This window comes from Ruegeria sp. ANG10 (assembly GCF_040705255.1).
Classification (GTDB): Bacteria; Pseudomonadota; Alphaproteobacteria; order Rhodobacterales; family Rhodobacteraceae; genus Ruegeria.
Map to the genome: position 1 here is coordinate 147077 of NZ_JBFCVU010000009.1, position 17897 is coordinate 164973.

Sequence of the window (17897 nt, forward strand, 5' to 3'; positions counted from 1 at the left end):
ATCCCACTGCCTGCCTCGACACTCCCCCCTTTGGATCTTGTTGATGACCTGCGTCACCGGGGGCTGATCGCACCTGATGCACAGTTTCAGACCCTGTATGGCGGACGGACCAATCAGGTCTGGAAAGTGCTAGAAGAGAACGGCGGCAAGGTTTTGAAACTGTACCGGACGGGGTTGCGCAACCCGTTGTTTCGCAACGATGCCGAGTTGGAAGCGCAATGCCTGACCGCGTTGGAGCCGACCGGATTTGTCCCCCGCCTGCGCGCGGCGGGTCAGCATCAATACGGTCGATGGGTGTTTTACGATCACGCGCCAGGTACGCCCTGGCGTGAGGACACGACCGACGTTGCTCTATTGCTCGGCCAACTACATGGGCTGGATGTGTCGGTTCCTGCGCCTCGCGGATGCAATGGCAGTGCGGATCTGGCGCGACACGGGCAGAGCATCCTTGACGGGTGCACCTCGGCCATGCGGCACCAATTGGAACAGCTAAAACCTGACGAACAGGTACAACCGACCCAACAGACTTGCCTGATTCACGGCGACCCGGTCGCGGGGAACATTCTGGTTGCGCCATCCGGGCTGACCCTGATCGACTGGCAATGCCCGGCGCAGGGCGATCCGTGCGAAGACATTGCACTGTTTGTGTCGCCCGCCATGCAGCACCTGTACCGGGGGTCAGCTTTGACACCTGTGGAAGAATATCAGTTTCTGTCCTCGTACAGACGCGCAGACATCGTGACCCGGTTCAAATCGCTGCGTCGTTGGTATGCCTGGCGAATGGCCGCTTATTGCTTGTGGCGGATCGAAAACGGGTCACCGGATTATGCCACGGGGTTGGAGCTGGAACGCGCGGTGCTAGAGCGGTCATAAGTCCAATAGCCCCATCATGGCATAGGCCGGCGGCATCAATGCGCGCCGCCAGCGTCCCAGCGGAAACCGCGCCGGGACACGTGTTATGGGTTCAGGTAGCCCGGTCTCTTGCTGCAAAACCATCCGGGCCAGCGCCCGTCCGCAATAGGTACCCATCGCCACCCCGTTACCGTGATAGGCAAACCCAGCGAACATGCCCGGTTGATCCGTCACGGGACCCACAAACGGCGTTAACCCTCGCGACAGGCAGACCATACCGGACCACATATGAGTGACATCGACCGACGCCCATTGCGGGAACATCTGCCTGAAATCGTTCACGGCCTTCCGGCGAATGGAAGCCTCAGCCTGCGGAGACGCGCGCAACCCGCCGCGCATTCCGAACAAAAACCGTCGGTCGGGCATCAGGCGAAAGTAATGCAGCAAATGGCGGGTATCGTAAGACATCTGGTCAGAAGTCCAACCCTGAGCTTGCAAGTCAGCGTCGGACAAGGGGCGCGTCACCAGAACCGTGGATTGGACGGGCATATACCGGCCTGCCAGCCAGGGCGGCACGTCCTCGCTTGAGTAACCATTGGTGCAGATCAGCACATTTTCGGCGCTGATCCGACCCGAGGCTGCCTCAAAGTCAAAGCCAGATTGCGTCTTCCGAATTGTCCGCACCGTACTACTGTGAAACAGCTTGGCACCCAACGTCTGGGCCTTACGCGCTAAACCGAACAGGTATTTTCTGGGGTTCAACGCAAACCCGACCGGGTTGGTGTACCCGCCATAAAACCGACCGCCAAACCCAAGCCCGGGCAGATCATCAGGGGTGTGCAATGTTCCCCCCTCATCGGCCCATTTGCGCAGTTTTTCCATCGCCCGGGGGGTGTGGGCAAGTTGGGTTTCCCCCCGTGAATGCACATCCGCATCGATAGCGTGGGTTTTCAACAGATCCGCAACAAGGTGAACCGCGTCTATTTCAGCTTGATCATAACTGCGCGCGGCGGCCTCACCGAATTGGCGGGCCATTGCACTGTGGCTCAGCTTTGATCCACCCAGACAGCAAAAGCCGCCATTGCGCCCCGAGGCGCCCCAACCGGGTGTCCGGGCCTCAAGCACCGCAACCGAAACACCCGCGCTTGCCAGATGCAGCGCCGCTGACAGCCCGGTGAACCCGCCACCAACAATGGCAACGTCCACCTTCCGTTCACCGCTAAGGACCGGCCAATCGGGGCTGGCAATCGTTTCGTCCCACCAGCAGTTGGTCCGAGGGCCGGGCCCATAGGTGTAATCCGGAAACAGCCGCTTCATTCGGTCCGCGCAGCAGCCATTTCATCCCGCTTTTGCCGCACCATCGCACGTTTTGTGACCAGCGATGCGGTGATAACACCCACCGTCACTATCGCGATCATGATTGTCGACAAGGCGTTGATCTCGGGGCTGACGCCCAATCGAACGGCTGAGAATATCCGCATCGGTAAGGTCGTCGCTGACGGTCCTGAGGTAAATGAGGCGATCACCAGATCATCCAGCGACAGGGTGAAGGCCAACAACCAACCTGAAATCACCGCAGGTGCAATAATCGGCAGAGTCACCAAACGAAACGCTTGCGCCGGTGAACAGCCCAAATCCAGCGCAGCTTCTTCCAGCGACTGATCGAAAGTCACAAGGCGCGAGGAGACTACAACCGAAACGAAGCACATCGAAAAAGTCGTATGAGCCAGAACGATGGTCAGGATGCCTCGATCCAATCCGATACCGATGAACAGCAACAACAGTGACAGGCCTGTGATGACCTCAGGCATGACCAGCGGCGCATAGATCATGCCAGAGAATAGGGTGCGGCCAAAGAACCGCCCACCCCGCACCAGAACATAGGCCGCGGCAGTGCCCAGAATGGTTGCAATTGTCGACGAGAATACGGCAACGCGCACTGTCACCCAGGCGGCATCCAGAAGCTGCTGGTTCTGGAAAACCTCGCCATACCATTTGGTCGAGAACCCGGCCCACACCGTCACCAGCTTGCTTTCATTGAAGCTGAAGATGATCAGGATGATCATCGGGATATAGAGGAACGCAAATCCCAGCGTCAGGGACACCGCGTTGAACCAGCTTAGCCTGTTCATTGCTCGGCCTCCGTCTGTTTTTGCTGGTTGCGCTGGAACAGCACAATCGGGATCACAAGGATCAGCAGCAGAACCACCGCCACGGCGCTGGCCACCGGCCAGTCGCGGTTCGAGAAGAACTCTTCCCATAGCACCTTGCCGATCATCAATGTGCCCGAGCCGCCTAGCAGTGACGGGATGACGAACTCACCAATCACCGGGATCATCACCAGGAAACACCCCGCGATGATGCCCGGCCGGGACAGCGGAACAGTCACCAGCCAAAAGGCCTGTAGACGCGAGCAGCCCAGATCCTCGGCCGCTTCGATCAGGGACCCGTCCATACGCTCCAGTGACGAATAAACCGGCAAGATCATGAACGGCAGATACGTGTAGACGATGCCGATATAGACCGCCCATTGCGTGTTCAGAATGGTCAGCGGGGTCGAGATGATACCCAACCACAATAGCAGTTGGTTGAGATAGCCTTCGTTCGACAAAATCCCCATCCACGCATAAACGCGGATCAGGAAAGAGGTCCAGAACGGCAAGATCACCAGCATCATCAGCGTCGGCCGCCATTCGACCGGCGCACGAGCCATGCCATAAGCAATCGGGTAGCCCACCAAAAGCGTCAGAAAGGTCGAGATCACCGCGATCTTGACGCTGGAAAGGTAGGCTTTCCAATACAGGTCATCCTCGGTCAGCCAGACGAAGTTTTCGAAATCCAGTTGGCTGAAGAACTCTTTGATCCCGGCCCAGCCCTGCGACAGGTCCAGCGTTGGCGTGTAGGGCGGAATGGCCAGTTCGGTGTCCGACAACGAGATCTTCAGAACGATGAAGAACGGCACCAGAAACAGCGCCAGCAACCAGACATAGGGAACGGCAATCAGAAAGGCGCGACGCATCAGCTGGCCAGCAAAACCGCGGCCGTTGCTGTCCAGGACAGCCAGACCGGGTCTTCCCAAGTGAAGGACCGACGCGAGATACGGCGGGTATTGGCCGTCTGCGCCTTGATGATCGTGCCGTTTGCAAGCTCGACATAATAGGTGGACAGGTTGCCCAGATAGGCGATGTCATGAACCTTGCCCTGCACTGCGTTGATCGCATCTGCCGGGCGATCCGCCGAGATCGTCACTTTTTCGGGCCGGATCGCCAGATGGCAGGCCTGGCCGCTTGAAAACCCATTGGCCGAAGTTGCCGTCAACGGCCCCTGCCCGTCGGCCCAATCGATCTGATAAGTGTCTTCGCCGTTGGCCGACGCCCGGCCCTCGATGATGTTCACATCCCCAATAAAATCCGCAACATAGACCGAGTTCGGGTTTTCATAGATGCGGTCCGGTGTTTCCACCTGCATCAGCCTGCCCTGATCCATCACGGCGACACGGCTGGCGACGGTCATCGCCTCTTCTTGGTCATGGGTCACGATCACAAAGGTGGTGCCGGTCTTTTCCTGAATATCCATCAGTTCAAACTGCGTGTCCTGCCGCAGTTTCTTGTCCAGCGCGCCCAGCGGTTCGTCCAACAACAACAGCTTTGGCGCCTTGGCCAGCGACCGCGCCAGCGCCACGCGCTGTCGTTGCCCGCCCGAGATCTGATGCGGCTTGCGGCGGGCGAATTGTTCCAACCGGGTCAGGCGCAGCATCTCCTCGACGCGCTCTTCCAGGTCATGCTTGGGCATGTTGTCCCGGCGCAGGCCGAAGGCAATATTTTCCCAGATACTGAGATGCGGGAACAGGGCATAGGACTGGAACATCATGTTCACCGCCCGCTTGTTCGGTGGGATCGGGTCGATGTCCTGCCCGCCCAGCATGATGTGCCCTTCGGTCGGGGTTTCGAATCCCGCCAGCATCCGCATCATGGTGGTCTTGCCGCAGCCCGAAGGCCCCAGCAAGGCAAAGAATTCTTTCTCGAAGATATCCAGAGACAGGTTGTCGATGGCCGTGAATTCACCAAACCGTTTGGTGACATTCCGGAACTGGATCAAAGGTTTCGCCTGTGGATCATTCCACGGCTCAAAGACGTCAGAGTTCAAAACGGCCCCCGTGCATCAATCTGGGAAATGGCACAGGGCGGACCAATCCGCCCTGTACAGATAAACGGTCAGGTGCCCGATTTGATCTTGGTCCACAGACGGGTCACCACCCGTTGTGTTTTCGAAGGGTATGGCGTCGTGATGTAGAGATTCTGCATGGTAGCATCATCAGGATAGATCGCCGGATCACCAATCACGTCTTCAGCAAGAAACTCCTGAGACGCCTTGTTGCCGTTGGCATAGTAAACGTAGTTCGATGCAGCGGCCATGTTATTTGCATCCAGAATGAAATCCAGGAACTTGTGTGCACCTTCCGGGTTCGGAGCATCCGCCGGAATTGCCATCTGGTCGAACCACATCAGTGAGCCTTCGGCGAATGGGTGGTATTCAATGTTGACACCATTGTCCGCCTCTGCTGCGCGATCGCGTGCCTGAAGAATATCGCCCGACCAGCCGACGGCTACGCATATATCCCCATTGGCCAATGCGTTGATGTATTCCGAACTATGGAACTTTTGGATGTGAGGGCGGACGCTAGTCAGAACCTCTTCGACTTTCTTGATAACGTCAGGATCGTGGCTATCAGGATCTTCGCCTATGTACTGCAAAGTCATTGGTATCATCTCGGCCGGCGCGTCCAGAAAGTGCACACCACATGAGGCCAGCTTTTCCATGTTCTCAGGCTTCAGCACCAGATCCATGCTATTGAGGGCAACGTCATCACCCAGCGCTTCTTTGACTTTGTCGACATTTACGCCGATCCCAGTGGTGCCCCACATGTAGTTTATCGAATACGCATTTTTGGGATCATAACCCGCAGTGCGTTCCTGAATCACGTCCCACAGATTTCCAGTGTTAGACAGTTTGGACGAATCCAACTCCTGAAATGCACCAGCCTGAATCTGGCGTTGAAGGAATGTTCCGGACGGCACCACAACGTCATACCCCGACCCCCCGGCCAGCATCTTGGTTTCCAGAACCTCATTGCTGTCGAACACATCATAGATCAGCGTCAGGCCGGTTTCTTCTTCGAATTTCTTCAGCAGTTCCTCGTCGATATAGTCGGACCAGTTGTATACGCGCACTTCTTCGGCAAAGGCCGCCGAAGTCCCCAGCGCGATGACCGCTGTCATGGTCAGCGTTTTGATTGTCATTTTCTTCTCCCTGAAAGTGTACGGGTATAATCCCGTTTTTTTGGATTTGATCAAGTTTTGCGTTTTCCCCCGATCCCGCGTATGGTTTCACGAGGCATGAAACCTGGCAAGACATCATCACTGGAAACGGGGCAAACCAATTGGATTTGATCAAAAATAAGGCATCCAGCGCGAAGGTAGAGACCGAAAAACGACCCGCGCACGAACAGGTCTATCAAACCCTCAAAGCGCAGATCATGTTCGGTGACTTGGTGCCGGGACAGCCCGTCACGATACAGGGGCTGACTGATTCGCTGGGGGTGGGAATGACCCCCGTGCGTGAGGCGATTCGCCGCTTGATCTCGGATGGCGCGCTGGTGTTTCAGGGCAACCGCAGGGTCAGCGTACCGCTGTTGTCGGCGGGAGATGTTGAACAGATGATATTTGCCAGAATTTCAATAGAATCAGAGCTTTCAAGCCGCGCAGCTGCGAATATGAACAGCGCGGATATCGATAATCTTGAACGGATCGATCAGCGGCTTGACCGCACAATCGCGGATGGCGACGTCAGCGGTTATCTGCATCTGAACCACACGTTTCACGAAACCCTCTATTCCTACGCTGACGCCCCAATTCTGCTTGATCTGACCGAGCGGCTCTGGCTGAGATTCGGGCCATCTCTGCGTGTGGTCTGTGGCCGTTTCGGCACGCAGAGCCTGCCGGACCGGCATAAGGACATTATCACCGCGCTGCGCTCAAAAGATGCGAAAATGGCAGCAAAAGCCACGGCTCAGGATATCGAACAGGGGATGGAACTGATGGCCGACGCCCTGACCGACGGCTAGAAATCGGCGATTCGATTGACAGGAAAAAATTTGATCATATTGTAAATGCCAACCGCTTTTGCAGGAGATGTCCGGATGTCCACCATCACCAATCACATGCCCACCGCTGAATTGCAGGCGCTGGATGCTGCCCACCACATGCACCCGTTCTCGGCCAATGGTTCGCTAGGTCAGGAAGGTGCGCGCGTTATTACCCGTGCCAATGGGGTCTATCTGACCGACAGTGAAGGCGAAGAGATTCTGGACGCCATGGCCGGTCTGTGGTGCGTCAATATCGGCTATGGCCGCGATGAGCTGGCCGATGCCGCCGCCCGCCAGATGCGTGAGCTGCCGTATTACAACACGTTCTTCAAGACGACCCATGTGCCTGTCATCGCGCTTGCCGCGAAGCTGGCAGAACTGGCGCCGGGCGATCTGAATCACGTCTTCTTTGCCGGTGGCGGATCCGAGGCGAATGACACCAACATCCGCCTGGTGCGCACCTATTGGGCCGAGAAAGGCCAACCCGATAAAAATATCATCATCAGCCGCCACAATGCCTATCACGGGTCATCCGTAGGGTCCGCATCGCTGGGTGGCATGGCAGGGATGCACGCGCAAGGCGGCATCCCGATCCCCAACATCCATCACATCAACCAACCGAATTGGTGGGCCGAAGGTGGCACCATGGCTCCCGAGGAATTCGGGCTTGCCCGTGCGCGCGAGCTTGAAGACGCCATTCTGGAGCTGGGCGAAGATCGCGTCGCCGCCTTTATCGCCGAACCCGTGCAGGGTGCGGGCGGCGTAATCGTGGCGCCCGACAGCTACTGGCCCGAGGTTCAGCGGATCTGCGACAAATACGATATCCTGCTGATCGCGGATGAGGTGATTTGCGGGTTCGGCCGCACCGGAAACTGGTTCGGCTCGGAAACTGTGGGCATTCGGCCAGATATCATGACCATCGCCAAGGGGCTCAGTTCGGGCTATGCGCCTATCGGCGGGTCGATCGTCAGTGATGAGATCGCCAAAGTCATCGGCGGCACCGAGTTCAACCACGGGTACACCTATTCCGGTCACCCGGTCGCGGCGGCCGTTGCGCTGGAAAACCTGCGCATCCTCGAAGAGGAGAAGATCGTCGAACACGTCCGCGACGTGGCCGCGCCCTATCTGAAAAAGAAATGGGAGGCGCTGGCCGATCACCCGCTGGTCGGTGAGGCCAAAATCGTCGGCATGATGGCCTCGATCGCGCTGACACCGGACAAGGCCAGCCGCGCCAAGTTTGCTTCGGACCCCGGCACGGTCGGCTATATTTGCCGCGACTGCTGCTTTGCCAACAACCTGATCATGCGCCATGTGGGCGACCGGATGATCATCTCACCGCCGCTGATCCTGACCCCTGCGGATATCGACGAGATGTTCGTGCGGATTTACAAGTCGCTGGATGAGGCACATGCCGAAATCATCGCGCAGGGACTGATGAAGGTGGCGGCATAGGTCGGCGTTCAGAGTAACTACGAAACGCAAGGGGCGGTTGGCTTAACAACCGCCCTTAGTTTTGAAGATCCGAGTGTTGCTCTGCCTCATGAGGTTAAATGTGACAGAGCTAAATTTCGTCCGGAGAAAAGCCACTCCGGCTCCAGCTATCATCGTACTCTCCCAAAACTCGGGACAACCCCAATAGTGACACAAAAAGTCGTGCGTAAAAATCCCGCGACATGAGTGGCTCGTTTTCATCCAGCAACTGAACAAGTTTGGCGACTTCTGCAGCAAAGACATCATGGACCTCTTTGTCCGTGGACGTTGGATCCAACGTCCAGATGTCGTGTTTGTCATAGTACTGCGCTGGTTGTGGTGTGTCTTCGGTCATAGTGCGGCCTCATCATTTGAGGCACACTTGGGATTGATGAAGCTACCGGCAATATACGTGGCGGGTAGTCACAACAAACTGGCGGCCGAGACCATAAGATTCAGACTAAGGCACCTCATCGACGTTAGTGTTTGAAGCCGCGCTTGCATATTCAAGCTGGTGAAACCATCCGGCAAAAACTTCGGCACAGTTGGTACGTTCGCACGACGCCGGTCGTGTTTGGCTCGGTTCGCCTGTGTCTGTACCCTGTGTATCAGTCCCAGCCTCTGTCAGGCTTGCTAGCAGTTTTCAGCGCTAAGCAAAGCTCAGCACAGGAGCATTGCAACCGCATCGCGCGGGAATATAAAAATTGTCTCGCGATAAAAAACTTGATTTTATACATCTTGGATTCAAATATATGAATGCGATCCGGTTTTTTATTACCTCTACTGGCGTCGCGACCCGCTAAACTGCTGGGTCCACCTCCCGTCTATCGTAGTGAGTGCCGGTAGTCGGGAGGTTGCTCATGCCATAAAGCCGAAAACTGAGAGAATGTCCGCACCACGCACATAAACACTATACAGGACCCGTTCAGTATCACCGCAACCGTTCTAATAGCTTCAAACTCGCATATCCATCCGGGAGCAGCCCCTGCGCCAACTGATACGCGCGGACAGCGTCGGTCGTGTTTGGTCCGGTGCGCCCGTCGATGCCCTGCGTATCAAAGCCAGCTTCGGTCAGGCGGGATTGCAGTTCCTTTTTTTCGGTGAAACTCAGCACCCGATCTCCGCGCGGCCAGTTGGCTTGAAACGGTGCGTGACCGGCCAGACGGTCTGACAGGTGGCCTATCCCGATCACATAGGCGTCGGCACCGTTGTATTTCTCGATCACTCCGAAATTATCGAAGATCATCAGCGCCACGCCCTGCCCTCCGGCCGGCAATAGAATGGCGGCCTCTCCGTGGTCCGGCACCGGTTTACCATCGCGCCCAACCACCCCGCGCGCGGCCCAGTCAGAGGGCATCAATGTGTGGTCGCGCTTGGCCAAGGCATAGTCGAACCCTCCGGGTAAGCGCACTTCGACACCCCAAGGCTGACCCTTTGTCCAGCCATGCCGCGCCAGATAGGCGGCGGCAGAGGCCAGCGCATCGGTCGGGTCTTCGGACCAGATATCGCGCCGCCCGTCCCCGTCGAAATCCACCGCGTGATCCAAGTATGAGGTCGGCATGAACTGCGTATGACCCATCGCGCCCGCCCAACTGCCGACCATATTCCCGGCACTGACATCCCCGGCCTGAACAATCCGTAAGGCCGCAATCAATTGAGTTTCAAAGAACTGCGCCCGCCGCGCATCAAAAGCCAGAGTTGCCAGAGAGCGGATGGTCTGATCACTGCCCCTAAACGTCCCGAACGAGGTCTCGAGCCCCCAGATCGCCGTCACAACCTCTTTCTCGACGCCAAATTGCGCCTCGATCCGGGTCAGGGTCGCGTGATGGCGTTCCAGCCCGGCGCGGCCGTTGCTGATCCGCGTGTCCGAGACGGCTGCATCCAGATACTCCCAGATCGGTTTTGAAAACTCGGCCTGATTGCGATCCCGTTCGATGATCTTCTTGTCATAGCTCAGGCCCGCCAGCGCCCGGTTCAGTGTCGCGGCTGAGATGCCCTGTTGTTCTGCCCGTTCGCGGAACGCCCCCAGCCACGCCTGGAACCGCGCGTTTCCTTCGGTTGACACCCGATACTCCTTAGCTGAAGGCCGCACGACCGGTCGGAGAGACACGGTCATATCAGCCGAGGCCAGCTGAAAGGTCTGTGACCCATCCGCTGAATTGTTGGATTCCGCCTGCACAATGGATGCCCATAATGCAGCGGCTATGATGCCACTTACGCATTTACGCATTCCGAAATTCCTGATTACTGCTCGCCCTCAGAATAGCGCAAAGTGAGGAATTCACAAAGCGCTCAGATCAAAATGCCTGACGCGCTCGGCCAAACCGAATAAGCTGCTGGGATGACACCATTTGACGATCCCAAAATCGCCGCCGCGTTTGACGCGCTGCCAAGTGATGCTCGTGCCGGAGCGCTTGCCCTGCGTGACCTGATCTTTGACACCGCCGCGTCCTTGCCCGGCGCGCAGCCTTTGCAGGAATCGCTGCGCTGGGGTCAGCCCGCCTATCTGGCACCGAAGGGTTCAACAATCCGGATCGGCACGCATAAGGCCGCGCGATTTGCGCTGTTTGTGCATTGCCAAAGCCGGTTGATGGGCGATTTTACCTCAGCCTTTCCCAGCGAGGATCGGCTGGATGGCAACAGGGCCGTGTTATTTGACGATCCCGCGCAGATCGACCCGACGCGCCATGGCTGGCTGATTGCGCGGGCGCTGACCTATCACCTCTGACGGCGTTTGCGCTCGACCTTGCGTTTAATCTTGTCTTTCTTGCGCTTGGCGCTGACCGCTTTGCGTCGGGTTGGCCGCCCTTTCGGACCACGGCCACGAGGCAGGGCCTGATCGTCGATGGACAGCAATTCCAGTTCCAGACCACCGGTCACAGGCGTCGCTGCTGCAAGGCGTACCGTGACACGCTGCCCGATGGCGATGATCAGCCCGGTGTCTGATCCCATCAACGTCCCGGCCTCACGATCAAAGTGGAAAAACTCGCGCCCCAGCGATCGGACAGGCACCAGACCATCCGCGCCGGTTTCGTCCATCTTCACAAAAGCCCCGAACCGGGCAATACCGCTGATGCGACCGGTGAATTCATTGCCCACCCGTTCGCTGAGATAAGCCGCCAGGTAGCGGTCTGTCGTGTCGCGCTCGGCCATCATCGAACGTCGCTCGGTGTCCGAGATATGCGTGGCGGTCTCGTCCAGCCGGGCAATTTCATCCTCGGTCAGCCCGTCGTCACCCCAGCCATGGGCCGTGATCAGTGCCCGATGCACGATCAGGTCGGCATAGCGCCGGATGGGCGAGGTGAAATGCGCATAGTTCCGCAGCGCCAGACCAAAATGACCGAAGTTTTCGGGGTTGTAATACGCCTGCGCCATAGACCGCAGCGTGCTGAGGTTGATCAACTCGGCATCCTCGGTCCCAGCGGCGGCGTTCAAAAGCGCATTCAGGTGTCGGGTCTGCAACACCTGCCCCTTGGCCAAGTTGAGGCCGGCCGCTTGTGCCGTTTCCCGTAGGCTTTCCAGTTTCTCCGGTGCCGGCTCTTCATGCACGCGGAACAGCAGCGGGCGGCGCTTTGCAATCAGGGTCTCGGCGGCGGCGACATTGGCGAGGATCATGAACTCCTCGATCAACTTATGCGCATCCAACCGGTCGCGAAACGCCACGCTGGTCACTTCTCCCTCATCGCTGAGGACGATCTTGCGTTCCGGCAAGTCCAGCTCCAGCGGTTGCCGTTCGGCGCGCGCCTTCTTCAGGGCCGCATATGCCGCGTAGAGCGGTTTCAGAACAGGTTCCAGCAAAGGCCCCGTGCGGTCATTCGGGTTGCCGTCGATGGCCTCCTGCACCTCGGCATAATGCAGCGAGGCGGCAGAGCGCATCAGGCCCCGCACAAACTGGTGTCCGATCTTGTTGCCGTCAGCGTCGATCTGCATCCGCACGGCGATGCAGGCGCGCGGAACGCCTTCGTGCAAGGAACACAGATCACCAGACAACCGATCCGGCAACATCGGCACCACACGATCCGGGAAATAGCTGGAATTGCCGCGCTTGCGCGCTTCGCGATCCAGCGCGGTGCCTGGCTGCACATAGGTAGCGACATCCGCGATGGCGACCCAGATCACGTGGCCGCCGGGGTTTTTCGGGTCGTCGTCGGCATGCGCATAGCAGGCGTCGTCATGGTCCCGCGCATCCGAGGGGTCGATGGTCAGCAGCGGCATGTCCCGCAGGTCTTCACGCCCTTTTAGGCCGACGGGTTTGGCCTTGTCAGCCTCGGCTATTACCTTATCGGGGAAATCGTCGGGGATACCGTGCTGGTGGATCGCGATCAGCGAGACGGCCTTGGGCGCCGACGGGTCACCCAGCCGTTCGACGATACGCGCGCGGGGCAAGCCCATGCGGTTCTTCGGGCCTGCCTGTTCGGCCTCGACCAGTTCGCCATCCTTGGCGCCCAGCACCGCACCGTCATGCACCAGCCATTCGGTCGAGCCGGCCTTGTCGATGGGCACGATCCGTCCACCTTCGGCGCTTTTGCGGAAGATACCGACGATCCTGCGCGGATTGGTTCCGATACGCCGGATCAGGCGGGCTTCGTAATTGTGGTCTTCTTCATGCACCACCGTCAGGCGAGCCAGAATGCGGTCACCCTCGCCCAGCGCCGGATCACTGGCACGCGCAACGATCAGAACGATGGGTTCAACGCCTTCACCATGCCATTCCAGCGGGCGCGCGAACAGGTCGCCATCGGCATTCGGAGCCTTTACCTGCAACACGCTGACCGGCGGCAACCGGTCCGGGTCACGATAGCTGCGCTTGCGCTTTTCCAGATGCCCTTCGGCCTCAAGCTCTTTGAGGATACGCTTCAGATCAATCCGATCTGCACCCTTGATGCCAAAGGCTTTGGCGATATCGCGTTTCGAAGTGAGGGTGGGGTTCGCCGAGATCCAGTCGAGGACCTCTTGCTTGGTAGGTATGCGAGTCATAAGTCCGGCGTATCACGTGGATGCGACGGCGTCATGACTAAAAAGATCAGGGTTTCAGATCGGCAACGGTGTCCACGTCACGCAGATGATCCAGAAAGGCCACCCGCGTTCCGGGGATTGAAGCAAGCGTGTCGGCCAGCGCGTGTTCCGTCGACCAGCGGACATCGCGAAACAGGGTCGTGGGCAAAGCCCCATAGCGTTGCGCACCGACCAGCCAATACCCCCCATCCGGTGCAGGTCCGAACACCATTTGCGCCGAGCCCAGCGCCTTGAACGCCCGCGCAATATGCCCCCGCGTGATGCCGGGAATATCCGCGCCGATCAGACAGACAGCTCCTTTCGGCATTCCCCGCAGCATCCGCCCCATGCGGCGACCAAGATCACCTCCTGCTTGCGGTGCGCGGGCCAGATCAACCGGCCAGATACGGCTGGTCAGCCCCTCGCGGTCTGGGGAGACCGCCAACACGATCTGCCAGCGCGGATCGCGCAGTCGCCGGATTAGCGACCGGGTCTGGTGCCGAAACCACCAGGCCGCGCCGACCATTCCGATATCGCGCCCCAGACGGGTCTTGACCCGCCCCGGGTGTGGTTCCTTGACCATGATAACCAAAGTACGCTGCATGGATCAGGCGAAATAATCCCGCAGGATGCGCGTGTAGATAGCCTTGAGTTGGTCGATCTGCGCCACCTCGACACATTCATCCACCTGATGCATCGTACGGCCGACCAAACCGAATTCGACCACCGGACAGTGGTTTTTCACAAAACGCGCATCCGAAGTGCCACCCGTTGTCGACATCTGAGGCCGCACGCCCGTTTCCGCCTCGACCGCTTGCGCAACCAGATCCGAGAGCGGGCCGGGCGGGGTCAGAAAGCTTTCGCCTGAGATTTTGATCTTGATATCGACCTCGACGTCATTGGCCTTAGCCACACGCTGCGCCTCGGCCTGCAACCAGTCGCTTAGGCTTGTACCCGAATGCAGATCGTTGAACCGGATATTCACTGCCCCACGGCATTGCGCCGGGATCACGTTTGTCGCTGTGTTCCCGGTGTCGATATTCACAACCGCCAGTGTCGATGCATCAAAATGGTCTGTACCCTGATCCAGCTCATGACTGGCCAAATCGTGCATCAGCCGCGCCATCGCAGGCAGCGGGTTCTTGGCGCGATGCGGATAGGCGGAATGTCCCTGCACGCCGGTCACCGTGAACCACGCCGTCATCGAACCGCGACGCCCGATCTTCATCATCTCACCCATCGTGTTCGGGCAGGTCGGCTCGCCGACCAGACAGACCGACATCCATTCATCGGCGCGGTCCATATGATCCAACAACGCGGTCGTGCCGTCCACGGCGTCACCTTCTTCATCCCCGGTGATGGCCAGAATGACGGCTCCGTCCGGTGGCGTGTCCTGCACGAAATCCACCGCCGCTGCCGCAAAGGCCGCCACGCCGGATTTCATGTCGGTTGTCCCCCGCCCGTACATCACCCCATCGCGAATTTCCGCGCCGAAAGGTGGCATGGTCCAGGCGGCCTCGTCCCCGACCGGAACAACATCGGTATGACCGTTGAATCCAAAAGTGCGCGCATGGCCCTTTTCACCCCAGCGGGCAAACAGGTTGCTGACGCCACCACGATCAACCCGTGTGCAATCGAATCCCGCATCCGACAAAAGCTTTTCCAATAACACTAGCGCGCCGCCTTCTTCGGGTGTGACCGATGGGCAACGGATTAGGTCCGCCGTCAATTCTACCGGATCTGTCATGGTGGGACCTCTTTGCTTCATTCGTGCGCTGGTTCGCGCACAGATTCAACGAATTGGGCCAATTGCCAACCCCCGCACGCCCGTTTCCACGGGCTTTTTTCTGTTTGTATCGCGCCGATACCCCAATAAAACACGGGCCTTGACCCCGCGACCACCTTGCTGCGCCCTTCAAAATTGCGTTAGAGCCGCGCCAAACAGGTAAACTGACAATGATACGCGCCCTATTCGCACTGATCTGCCTGACCTTCGCCACGCTTGCACAACAAGCCCAGGCGCAGACTCTGGACGTCACCACCGTGACCCGCCCTCCGTTTTCCTATGTCGAAGACGGGGCACAGACCGGTTTTTCCATGGATCTGCTGGCGGCGCTGGCCCAGTCGCTGGATTGGGACTATTCGGTCAACCGGGTCGAGGCGTTCAGCGACATGCTGGGCGCGGTGCAGGACGGCACCGCCGATTTGGCCATCGCCAATATCTCGATCACTGCGGCGCGCGAAACACAGATGGATTTCAGTCAGCCGATCTTTGAGGCCGGTTTGCAGATCATGGTCCCGTCCGAGGCCGCGCGCCGGCCATCGCTGCTGCATGCTTTGCTGTCGACCGAATTGTTCATCGCCATTGGCCTGGCCTTTGCCATCCTGTTGGGCGGCGGCATGCTGATGTGGGGGTTCGAGCGCCGCTCGCAGCCCTATTTCGACCGCAAATTGAATGAGGCTTGGTTCCCATCCTTCTGGTGGGCACTGAACCTGGTGGTCAATGGCGGTTTCGAAGAACGCATGCCGCGCACCCCGTTTGGCCGTGTGCTGGGCGTCGTTCTCGTGGTGTCATCCCTGTTCATCGTGTCGGTTTTTACCGCGCGCATCACCTCGGTCATGACGGTGGATGCGATCAGCGGCAACGTGAATTCGGTCAACGATCTGTATGGCAAACAGGTGGGCACGATTTCGAACTCAACCGCCGCCAATTTCCTGAACCGGCGCGAGATCGAGTTTACCGGATATTCCGGTCTGGATGAGATGCTGACCGCCTTCCAAGACAAAGAGCTGGACGCGGTTGTATTTGATGCGCCGATCCTGTCTTACTATGCCTCGCACGAAGGGCGACGGATCGCATCGGTGACCGGCGGGGTGTTCTTGCGAGAGAATTATGGGATTGCCTTCCCGACGGGATCACCCCTGGTCGAGGACGTCAATCAGGCGCTGCTGTCGCTGCGTGAAGACGGCACCTATGACGAGATTTACCGGAAATGGTTCGGGGTTCGAAACTAACCCTGCTCCTCATCGCCGAAAAACGGCGTCATCTGCGCGACTATGACCGCGTTTTCATCCAATGCCCGCTGCATCAGCGCGCGCTCGTCGGCGTCAATGTCATGGCCCTGTGCTTCTCGCTCGGCCAATGTGCCATAGCCGGTGACGTCCAGCGGCGCGGTGTCTGCCTGTTTCAGGATCGCCACGGTCTCGCGCACGGCTTCGGCCTCATCCACGCCGCTGGCGAAACACATCAGCGCCGCACCGGTCGCGCCTTCGGGCAAGCCATCGCCATCCTTGCGACCGATTTGTACAAGCAAGGTATAGACTTGCTGACGCGAGGGTTTCTTTTGCTTTTCCATAGCGCCTGCCTTACGGGCGGAACAAGACATGGTCAACTCATAGAGCGATCCGGCAGCAGGGCCTGATTCGACTTGCAGGGAAGAGAGGACCTTACATCAAAGCCAACAGGCTTCCGCCTTCATGCAAAATTGACACACAGTGACTGCAAAAATTTCTCCACAGGATTGACAGAAAAATTATTGAGATTCTGCATAGTTGAAATCGGTGCAATTTCGCCGATAAATTAAGTTTATTTGCGCGGAAATTAGCTTACGGCAGCACCGCACCTTTGGGTCGATACGAGGTATGGCACGCGAAATTTAGAATACCCCACACTATTGATCGCAATTTTTTAACAAAGGAAAGTTCAATGAGTACTTTGTCTAAACTCCTAACAACCGCGGCAAGCGTGTCCGTTCTGGCTCTCGCTCCTGCAGCTTTTGTTGTGACAATCGCTTCCACCAACTCTGTGCAAGCTGAAGCCAGTGACGGTGGCGAAGAAGGCGGCGGTTCCGGCGGCGGTGAAGAGGGCGGCGATTCCGGTGGCGGTGAAGAAGGCGGCGACTCCGGTGGTGGCGACGAAGGCGACAGCTCCGGTGGCGGCGACGAAGGCGATAGCTCCGGCGGCGGCGATGAAGGCGACAGCTCCGGCGGCGGCGATGAAGGCGACAGCTCCGGCGGCGGCGATGAAGGCGACAGCTCCGGCGGCGGCGATGAAGGCGACAGCTCCGGCGGCGGCGATGAAGGCGACAGCTCCGGCGGCGGCGATGAAGGCGACAGCTCCGGCGGCGGCGATGAAGGCGACAGCTCCGGCGGCGGCGATGAAGGCGACAGCTCCGGCGGCGGCGATGAAGGCGACAGCTCCGGCGGCGGCGATGAAGGCGACAGCTCCGGCGGCGGCGATGAAGGCGACAGCTCCGGTGGCGATGATGAAGGCGACAGCTCCGGTGGCGGCGAAGACGACGGTGGTTCCGACGGCAGCGAAGACGACGGTGGTTCCGACGGCGGTAGCTACTCTAGCGGCGAAGAAGGCGGCAGCGCAGTCGACCGTCCGGGCGAAGATCGCTAACTGAGCTTATCTGGTGTTGGCCAAGCAACG

17 protein-coding genes are annotated in these 17897 nt (G+C 58.6%); 6 read left to right on the top strand and 11 right to left on the bottom strand.

Annotated elements, in window-relative coordinates; translation table 11 throughout:
* Positions 1–30 precede the first annotated feature (30 nt).
* Positions 31–873 carry an aminoglycoside phosphotransferase family protein gene (locus AB1A64_RS17645; protein WP_366552714.1) on the top strand — a complete coding sequence of 281 codons (843 nt, stop codon included), beginning with the start codon at positions 31–33 and terminating at the stop codon, positions 871–873.
* On the opposite strand, the gene AB1A64_RS17650 is transcribed toward AB1A64_RS17645, so the two are convergent.
* The 5 genes from AB1A64_RS17650 to AB1A64_RS17670 all read right to left on the bottom strand — a co-directional run bounded on the left by AB1A64_RS17650 (position 868) and on the right by AB1A64_RS17670 (position 6152).
* Positions 868–2169 carry an FAD-binding oxidoreductase gene (locus AB1A64_RS17650; RefSeq protein ID WP_366552716.1) on the bottom strand — a complete coding sequence of 434 codons (1302 nt, stop codon included), beginning with the start codon at positions 2167–2169 and terminating at the stop codon, positions 868–870. The genes AB1A64_RS17645 and AB1A64_RS17650 overlap by 6 nt on opposite strands.
* Complete coding sequence (locus AB1A64_RS17655) at positions 2166–2984, bottom strand: ABC transporter permease (protein ID WP_366552718.1); 819 nt, start codon at positions 2982–2984, stop codon at positions 2166–2168. Before AB1A64_RS17655 ends, AB1A64_RS17650 begins: the two co-directional genes overlap by 4 nt.
* On the bottom strand, positions 2981–3871 hold the full coding sequence (locus AB1A64_RS17660; protein WP_366552720.1) for an ABC transporter permease subunit: 891 nt from the start codon (positions 3869–3871) through the stop codon (positions 2981–2983). The genes AB1A64_RS17655 and AB1A64_RS17660 overlap by 4 nt, the downstream gene beginning before the upstream one ends.
* A complete protein-coding gene (locus AB1A64_RS17665) occupies positions 3871–4998 on the bottom strand; it encodes an ABC transporter ATP-binding protein (protein WP_366552722.1) in 1128 nt (375 codons plus the stop codon). Before AB1A64_RS17665 ends, AB1A64_RS17660 begins: the two co-directional genes overlap by 1 nt.
* 68 nt (positions 4999–5066) lie before the next feature.
* Entirely contained in the window at positions 5067–6152 is a 1086-nt protein-coding gene (locus AB1A64_RS17670) for a polyamine ABC transporter substrate-binding protein (RefSeq protein ID WP_366552724.1), read from the bottom strand.
* A 140-nt stretch (positions 6153–6292) separates the two neighbouring features.
* Here AB1A64_RS17670 and AB1A64_RS17675 point away from each other — a divergent pair, with 140 nt between their 5' ends.
* Together AB1A64_RS17675 and AB1A64_RS17680 are read left to right on the top strand one after the other, a co-directional pair.
* Complete coding sequence (locus AB1A64_RS17675) at positions 6293–6976, top strand: GntR family transcriptional regulator (protein WP_366552726.1); 684 nt, start codon at positions 6293–6295, stop codon at positions 6974–6976.
* 75 nt (positions 6977–7051) lie between these two features.
* Positions 7052–8449, top strand: coding sequence for an aspartate aminotransferase family protein (locus AB1A64_RS17680; RefSeq protein WP_366552728.1), 1398 nt, complete (start codon positions 7052–7054; stop codon positions 8447–8449).
* A gap of 109 nt (positions 8450–8558) precedes the next feature.
* Here the strand turns inward: AB1A64_RS17680 and AB1A64_RS17685 are convergent, their stop codons facing one another.
* Both AB1A64_RS17685 and AB1A64_RS17690 read right to left on the bottom strand, forming a co-directional pair.
* Positions 8559–8822: a hypothetical protein gene (locus AB1A64_RS17685; RefSeq protein WP_366552730.1), complete on the bottom strand. Its 264-nt coding sequence runs from the start codon at positions 8820–8822 to the stop codon at positions 8559–8561.
* A 576-nt stretch (positions 8823–9398) separates the two neighbouring features.
* Positions 9399–10697 carry a lytic murein transglycosylase gene (locus AB1A64_RS17690; RefSeq protein ID WP_366552732.1) on the bottom strand — a complete coding sequence of 433 codons (1299 nt, stop codon included), beginning with the start codon at positions 10695–10697 and terminating at the stop codon, positions 9399–9401.
* Positions 10698–10808: 111 nt separating this feature from the next.
* Between AB1A64_RS17690 and AB1A64_RS17695 the strand changes: the two genes are divergently transcribed.
* On the top strand, positions 10809–11195 hold the full coding sequence (locus AB1A64_RS17695; RefSeq protein ID WP_366552734.1) for a DUF1801 domain-containing protein: 387 nt from the start codon (positions 10809–10811) through the stop codon (positions 11193–11195).
* Here the strand turns inward: AB1A64_RS17695 and rnr are convergent.
* From rnr to dapE, 3 genes are read right to left on the bottom strand one after another with little or no spacing between them, the layout of a single operon-like run.
* The gene (gene rnr / locus AB1A64_RS17700; RefSeq protein WP_366552736.1) at positions 11186–13444 is read right to left on the bottom strand and encodes a ribonuclease R; all 2259 of its coding nucleotides are present in this window, start codon (positions 13442–13444) and stop codon (positions 11186–11188) included. The two genes, AB1A64_RS17695 and rnr, sit on opposite strands and share 10 nt — an antisense overlap.
* Positions 13445–13490: 46 nt before the next feature.
* Positions 13491–14066, bottom strand: a complete 576-nt coding sequence (locus AB1A64_RS17705) for a TIGR04282 family arsenosugar biosynthesis glycosyltransferase (protein ID WP_366552738.1) — start codon at positions 14064–14066, stop codon at positions 13491–13493.
* 3 nt (positions 14067–14069) lie between these two features.
* Positions 14070–15209 carry a succinyl-diaminopimelate desuccinylase gene (gene dapE / locus AB1A64_RS17710; protein ID WP_366552740.1) on the bottom strand — a complete coding sequence of 380 codons (1140 nt, stop codon included), beginning with the start codon at positions 15207–15209 and terminating at the stop codon, positions 14070–14072.
* A 209-nt stretch (positions 15210–15418) separates the two neighbouring features.
* On the opposite strand from dapE, the gene AB1A64_RS17715 reads away from it, so the two are divergent.
* A complete protein-coding gene (locus tag AB1A64_RS17715; RefSeq protein ID WP_170398116.1) occupies positions 15419–16477 on the top strand; it encodes a transporter substrate-binding domain-containing protein in 1059 nt (352 codons plus the stop codon).
* Here AB1A64_RS17715 and AB1A64_RS17720 read toward each other — a convergent pair.
* A complete protein-coding gene (locus AB1A64_RS17720) occupies positions 16474–16818 on the bottom strand; it encodes a hypothetical protein (RefSeq protein ID WP_366552794.1) in 345 nt (114 codons plus the stop codon). The two genes, AB1A64_RS17715 and AB1A64_RS17720, sit on opposite strands and share 4 nt — an antisense overlap.
* Positions 16819–17168: 350 nt before the next feature.
* Here AB1A64_RS17720 and AB1A64_RS17725 point away from each other — a divergent pair, with 350 nt between their 5' ends.
* Complete coding sequence (locus tag AB1A64_RS17725) at positions 17169–17867, top strand: hypothetical protein (protein ID WP_366552742.1); 699 nt, start codon at positions 17169–17171, stop codon at positions 17865–17867.
* Positions 17868–17897 lie beyond the last annotated feature (30 nt).